Source organism: Streptomyces sp. NPDC057543, from assembly GCF_042801895.1.
GTDB lineage: Bacteria > Actinomycetota > Actinomycetes > Streptomycetales > Streptomycetaceae > Streptomyces.
In genome coordinates this window covers 1-6,653 of record NZ_JBHVFF010000386.1, presented here as the reverse complement: position 1 = coordinate 6,653, position 6,653 = coordinate 1, and the positions used below count along the sequence as shown (strand labels likewise).

Annotated in this window: 6 protein-coding genes; 3 read left to right on the top strand and 3 right to left on the bottom strand. The window is 69.6% G+C overall.

Features of this window, described 5'->3' with window-relative positions; genetic code table 11:
* Positions 1-1,054: cbb3-type cytochrome c oxidase subunit I (locus ACFU8Q_RS37730; RefSeq protein WP_384463539.1), on the bottom strand; the 1,054-nt coding region annotated here is incomplete at its 3' end.
* Complete coding sequence (coxB, locus tag ACFU8Q_RS37725) at positions 1,051-2,013, bottom strand: cytochrome c oxidase subunit II (RefSeq protein ID WP_384463536.1); 963 nt, start codon at positions 2,011-2,013, stop codon at positions 1,051-1,053. The genes coxB and ACFU8Q_RS37730, both read right to left, overlap by 4 nt.
* A 270-nt stretch (positions 2,014-2,283) precedes the next feature.
* On the opposite strand from coxB, the gene ACFU8Q_RS37720 reads away from it, so the two are divergent.
* Complete coding sequence (locus tag ACFU8Q_RS37720; RefSeq protein WP_384463533.1) at positions 2,284-3,666, top strand: cysteine desulfurase/sulfurtransferase TusA family protein; 1,383 nt, start codon at positions 2,284-2,286, stop codon at positions 3,664-3,666.
* A 12-nt stretch (positions 3,667-3,678) separates the two neighbouring features.
* Here the strand turns inward: ACFU8Q_RS37720 and ACFU8Q_RS37715 are convergent, their stop codons facing one another.
* Entirely contained in the window at positions 3,679-4,653 is a 975-nt protein-coding gene (locus ACFU8Q_RS37715) for a carbohydrate kinase family protein (protein WP_384463530.1), read from the bottom strand.
* Between the two features lie 160 nt (positions 4,654-4,813).
* On the opposite strand from ACFU8Q_RS37715, the gene ACFU8Q_RS37710 reads away from it, so the two are divergent.
* Positions 4,814-5,011, top strand: coding sequence for a hypothetical protein (locus ACFU8Q_RS37710; RefSeq protein ID WP_384463527.1), 198 nt, complete (start codon positions 4,814-4,816; stop codon positions 5,009-5,011).
* 140 nt (positions 5,012-5,151) lie between these two features.
* The gene (locus tag ACFU8Q_RS37705; protein ID WP_384463525.1) at positions 5,152-6,630 is read left to right on the top strand and encodes a hypothetical protein; all 1,479 of its coding nucleotides are present in this window, start codon (positions 5,152-5,154) and stop codon (positions 6,628-6,630) included.
* Positions 6,631-6,653: the final 23 nt, after the last annotated feature.

The following is a 6,653-nucleotide window of genomic DNA, read 5'->3' as shown; positions in this document are numbered from 1 at the left end:
TCGTGCCGATCCAGTTGAAGAACTTCACCCCGGTCGGTACCGCGATGAGGAAGGTCATGAACGAGAAGAACGGCAACAGCACACCGCCGGTGACGTACATGTGGTGCGCCCACACGGTCACGGAGAGGCCTGCGATGGCGATCGTCGCGCTGATCAGGCCGATGTAGCCGAACATCGGCTTGCGGCTGAACACCGGAATCACTTCGGAAATGATTCCGAAGAATGGCAAGGCGATGATGTACACCTCTGGATGGCCGAAGAACCAGAAGAGGTGTTGCCAGAGCAATGCGCCGCCATTGGCCGCGTCGAATACATGCGCACCGAATTTACGGTCCGCCTCCAGCGCGAAGAGCGCGGCGGCGAGGACCGGGAAGGCCAGCAGGACCAGCACACCGGTCAGCAGGACGTTCCAGACGAAGATCGGCATGCGGAACATCGTCATGCCGGGTGCGCGCATGCAGATGATCGTGGTGATGAAGTTGACCGAACCGAGGATCGTGCCGAAGCCGGAGAAGGCCAGACCCATGATCCACATGTCGGCGCCGACACCCGGCGAACGGACCGCGTCCGAGAGCGGGGAGTAGGCGAACCAGCCGAAGTCGGCCGCACCCTGCGGGGTGAGGAAGCCGGCCACCGCGATGAGCGAGCCGAAGAGGTACAGCCAGTACGCGAACATGTTCAGCCGCGGGAACGCCACATCGGGCGCGCCGATCTGCAGCGGCATGATCCAGTTCGCGAATCCGGCGAACAGCGGCGTCGCGAACATCAGCAGCATGATCGTGCCGTGCATCGTGAACGCCTGGTTGAACTGCTCGTTCGACATGATCTGCGTGCCGGGACGGGCCAGTTCGGCGCGCATGATGAGCGCCATCAGACCGCCGATGCAGAAGAACGCGAACGACGTGACCAGGTACATCGTGCCGATCGTCTTGTGGTCAGTGGTGGTCAGCCACTTGATGACGACGTTTCCCGGCTGCTTGCGCCGGACCGGCAGCTCGTCCTCGTACGAGTCGTCTGCTGCCGCGGCACCCTGAGGTTCGTTGAGGATGCTCACAGTTTGTTCGTCTCCGCATTCCTGGCCGGGTCAGTCTGCGCGATGCCGGCCGGCACGTAGCCCGTCTGGCCCTTCTTCGCCAGCTCCTTGAGGTGCGCCTGGTAGCGCTCCGGGGAGACGACCTTGACGTTGAAGAGCATCCGGGAGTGGTCGACGCCGCAGAGCTCGGCGCACTTGCCCATGAAGGTGCCCTCCTGGTTGGGAGTCACCTCGAAGGCGTTGGTGTGGCCCGGAATGACGTCCTGCTTCATGAGGAACGGCACCACCCAGAAGGAGTGGATGACGTCACGGGAAGTCAGAACGAAGCGGACCTTCTCGCCCTTCGGCAGCCACAGGGTCGGACCCGGGTTGCCGTTCTGCGGGTTCCGGGTTCCGGGAATGCCGTAGTCGTAGACGCCCTCCGCACCCTTGGGGAAGTCCTTCCGGAACCTGTCCGGGATGGCGTCCAGTTCCTTGGGGATCTTGTTGCCCGTGGCGATGTTGCCGTCCACGTTCTCGATGTAGTTGAACCCCCAGCTCCACTGGTAGCCGACCACATTGATGGTGTGGGCGGGCTTCGGGGAGAGCGAGAGGAGCTTCGATTCATCGCGCGCGGTGAAGTAGAACAACACCGAGACGATGATCAGAGGGACCACGGTGTACAGCGCCTCGATGGGCATGTTGTACCTGGTCTGCGGAGGAACCTGGACCTTGGTGCGGCTGCGCCGGTGGAAGATGACGCTCCACAGGATCAGGCCCCAGACCAGCACGCCCGTGGCGAGCGCAGCCGCCCACGAGCCCTGCCAGAGGGAAAGGATCCGTGGTGCCTCTTCCGTTACCGGCGTAGGCATACCAAGGCGGGGGAAGTCCTTATATGTGCAACCGGTTGCGGTCGCCAGGATCAGGCCCGCAGTCAGCACCTGCGGCAGCTTCCGCCGCATCGGGCGCCGCGACGAGCGGTCGGAGCCGTTGGGACTCACGTAGCGCCTTCCCGAGAGTCTCGCCCGCGCGGTCGGCGCGGCCGTGTCTCTGGTCGGTCGCCGCCCTGACGCGGGCAGGGGTTTGGATGTTTATGCGGACCAAACCCTACTGGACGCTATTTGGGGCCGCGCGGGGAGGGTGCCCAACGCGCCGCCCGACTCCCCGAAGGGGTGGAATACGGGCTTCAGACCACCATCTGACGCCCCCTCTCCTGGCCGCGCGGGCGGCCCGTCCACGGCCCCGGGCCTCGCGCGAGCTAGCGTGGCGGCGTGCCCTACTTCGACGCTGCTTCCTCCGCTCCCCTGCACCCCGTCGCCCGTCAGGCGCTGCTTGCCGCGCTGGACGAGGGGTGGGCCGACCCGGCCAGGCTCTACCGCGAGGGGCGGCGGGCCCGCCTCTTGCTGGACGCGGCCCGGGAGACCGCCGCGGAGGCCGTCGGGTGCCGTCCGGACGAGCTCACATTCACTCCTTCGGGGACATGGGCGGTGCACTCCGGAATTTCCGGGGCTCTCGCGGGGCGTCGGCGTGTCGGCCGCCATCTGGCCGTCTCCGCGGTCGAGCACTCGTCGGTGCTCCATGCGGCGGCCGCCCATGAGGCACAGGGCGGATCGGTCTCCGAGGTCGCGGTGGACCGGTCGGGGGCGGTGAGCGCGGCGGGGTACGCGGACACGCTGCGCGAGGACACCGCGCTGGCCTGTCTGCAGTCCGCCAATCACGAGGTCGGCACCGAGCAGCCGGTGGCCGAGGTGGCGGAGGTCTGCCGGGCGGCGGGAGTGCCGCTGCTGGTGGATGCGGCGCAGTCGCTGGGCTGGGGGCCGGTGCCGGAGGGGTGGTCGCTGCTGGCTGCCAGCGCGCACAAGTGGGGCGGGCCCGCGGGAGTCGGGCTGCTGGCGGTGCGCAAAGGGGTGCGGTTCGCGGTTCAAGGACCGGCCGACGAACGGGAATCGGGGCGGGCCGCGGGGTTCGAGAACCTTCCGGCGATCGTGGCCGCGGCGGCATCGCTGCGGGCGGTGCGGGCGCAGGCGGCAGCCGAGGCCGTACGGCTGCGGGCCCTGGTGGACCGCATCAGGGCCCGGGTGCCCGAACTGGTGCCGGATGTGGAGGTGGTCGGCGATCCGGTGCGGCGGCTGCCGCATCTGGTGACCTTCTCCTGTCTCTATGTCGACGGGGAGACACTGCTCCATGAGCTGGACCGGGCGGAATTCTCCGTATCGTCCGGTTCCTCCTGCACCAGCAGCACGCTGATTCCGAGCCATGTGCTCAAGGCGATGGGGGTGCTGTCGGAGGGGAACGTACGGGTGTCGCTGCCGGCCGGCACGGCGGACGAGGACGTCGACCGCTTCCTGGACGTGCTGCCCCGGGTGGTGGCGGAGGTACGGGAGAGGCTGGGCGCGCCCGTCCCGGCGCAGCCCTCGCCCGTTGCGGCCGCTTCCCTGGTGGTCGATGCCCTCGGGAAGCGGTGTCCGATCCCGGTGATCGAGCTCGCGAAGGTGATCGGGGAGGTGCCGCCGGGCGGGACGGTGACCGTACTCTCCGACGACGAGGCGGCCCGCCTGGACATTCCGGCCTGGTGCGCGATGCGTGAGCAGGAGTACGTGGGCGAGGAGCCGGCGGACCGCGGCTCGGCCTATGTGGTCCGCCGGCTGATCTGAGGTGCCGCGGGATCAGCCCAGGTGCGCGCGGACCTCGGCGGCGGCGTCATGGCCGTACGCCTTGGTGAAGCGGTCCATGAAGTGGGTGCGGCGCAGGGTGTACTCCTGGGTGCCGACGGTCTCGATGACCAGCGTGGCGAGCATGCAGCCGACCTGGGCGGCGCGCTCCAGGCCGACGCCCCAGGCGAGACCGGAGAGGAATCCGGCACGGAAGGCGTCGCCGACACCGGTCGGGTCGGCCTTGATCTCCTCCTCCGGGCAGCCGACCTCGATCGCCTCCTGGCCGGCCCGCTCGATCCGGACACCGCGGGCGCCGAGCGTGGTGACCCGGTGGCCGACCTTGGCCAGGATCTCCTCGTCGGTCCAGCCGGTCTTGGACTCGATGAGCCCCTTCTCGTACTCGTTGGAGAAGAGGTACATGGCGCCGTCGAGGAGGATCCGGATCTCGTCGCCGTCCATCCGGGCGATCTGCTGCGAGAAGTCCGCGGCGAACGGGATACCCCGGGTGCGGCACTCCTCGGTGTGGCGGAGCATCCCCTCGGGGTCGTCGGCACCGATCGAGACGAGGTCGAGGCCGCCGACCCGGTCGGCGACGGCCTTCAGTTCGATGAGGCGGGCCTCGCTCATCGCACCCGTGTAGAAGGAGCCGATCTGGTTGTGGTCCGCGTCCGTCGTGCAGACGAAGCGGGCGGTGTGCAGGACCTCGGAGATCCGGACCGAACCCGTGTCGACGCCGTGGCGGTCGAGCCAGGCGCGGTACTCGTCGAAGTCGGCGCCCGCGGCACCGACCAGGATCGGGCTGGTGCCCAGCAGGCCCATGCCGAAGCAGATATTGGCGGCGACACCGCCCCGGCGCACGTCGAGGTTGTCGACCAGGAAGGAGAGCGAGACCGTGTGCAGCTGATCGGCGACCAGCTGGTCGGCGAAACGGCCGGGGAAGGTCATGAGGTGGTCGGTGGCGATGGAGCCGGTGACTGCGATTCGCACGGGGAGACTGCTCCTGCGGAGATCGGAGGGAACGGGGTGACTGCGTTCCCTGGGCGGCGTGACAGTTCACGCTACCTCTCCTCGCACTCACCCCGAAGGGGTGAAAACTACCCGATAGTAGGTCTTTCTTCCCAAGGTGGGTGATGCCTACGGTGCCGTTATGTCGAACCACAGCGCTACGCGCGAGTCCGAGATCAGCCTGGCCGAGCTGCGCGGTGACTGCGCGCGGATGGCTCCGCACTGGGTGGTCCCCGCGAAATCCGCCCCCGCTCGGGTCGCGCCGTCCCTGATCCACGGCGTGACGGTGCCTGCCGCCTCCGCCCGGCTGATCGACGCCATGTCCGAGTACGGCGACTGAGAACGGCACCGATCGCCTCCGGTGCCCCCTGAGGGAACCGGGCGCCCCTGTGCCCCGTCCCACCGTTGTCCCCGAACCGTGGGACGGACGGCAGGCCGGGTGAGGCCTGTGACGGCAACGCAGGCGAAGGAGCGGATCCGGTGAGCACCGAGCGACCCGACAACGACGTGACGAGCCCCCGGCGGCGTTCGCCGCTCGCCGTGGCCTCGGTGGCGGCTGCCGTCCTGCTGGCCGGGGGCGGCGGCGCGTACTGGGCCGCGACCGCGGCGGACGGCGACAGCGGGAGCGGCGACAGTACGGCGGGCAGCGGGAAGCCCGCCCCTCCCCCACTGGCCCTGGACGGGCGTACGGAGGGCCCGGCGGCGCCCGGCGGGTCCTCGCCCGGCGGCGCACCGGGCATCGCGCCGGGCGAACCCGACCCGAACGGCGGCCGGACGGTCTACCGTGCGTCCGGCGACCTGCCCGAGGGGCCGCGTACGGCGGCGGTGCGACGCGCCGAGGGGACCGTCTCCGCGGCACAGGTGGCCCGGCTGGCGAAGGCGCTGGGCCTGGAGGGCACGCCGCGGGCGGAGGGCACATCCTGGAAGGTCGGGTCCGACGGGGACGGCTCGGGCCCGGTCCTGCGGGTGGACAAGCAGGCTCCCGGCACCTGGAGTTTCGCCCGGTACGGCTCCGGCGGTACGGACAACTGCGAAAGCATCACGGTCTGTTCGGACCGGAAGGCGGCCACCGACGGCAGCGGCTCCCCGGTGAGCGAGAGCGCCGCCAGGGCTGCCGCGACGCCGGTCCTGAAGGCGGTGGGCCAGGACGACGCCGCGCTCGACGCCCGCCAACTCATGGATTCGGTACGGGTGGTGAACGCCGACCCGAAGGTGGACGGCCTTCCCACCTACGGCTGGTCGACCGGCATCCAGGTCGGTCCGGACGGCGAAGTGGTCGGCGGAAGCGGCCAGTTGAAGGGGCTGGAGAAGGGGGACAGCTATCCGGTGATCAGCGCGGGCGAGGCGCTGAAGCAGCTGAACGGGTCGGCGTCCCGGGCGGACGGGCGCGCGGACATCGGCGGCTGCGCCACTCCCGTACCGCTGCAGGATGGCCTGAAATCGCCTGCGGTCCACTGCGGGACGCGGACCGGTGCGGAGCCGACGACGACCACGGTGACGGTCGACAAGGCGGTGTTCGGACTGGCGAGTCAGTACGTGGCGGGCAAGCGGACGCTCGTACCGTCCTGGCTCTTCTCGGTACGGCCGACCGCGCCCGGCATGGGCAGCACCGTGTCGCAGGTCGCCGTGGACCCCGCGTACCTGACGAAGGACGCGCCGTCGACGACGAACCCGTCCCGAGGGAACGCGGGGAAGTCCTCGCGGCAGGTCCTGTCGTACAGCGCCGACGGGCGAACCCTGTCGGTGACGTTCTGGGGCGGGGTGTGCAGCACGTACGCGGCGAGCGCGACCGAGAACGGAAAGTCGGTACGGGTGACGGTGACGGAGTCGAAGCCGGCCGGCAAGAAGGTCTGCATCATGATCGCCAAGGAGCTGACCCGGACGGTGACGCTGGACGCGCCGCTCGGTGACCGGACGGTGGTCGACGCGGCGTCGGGCGGCACCGTGCCCCGCACCTGACGCGCGCTCGCGCATACGACGAC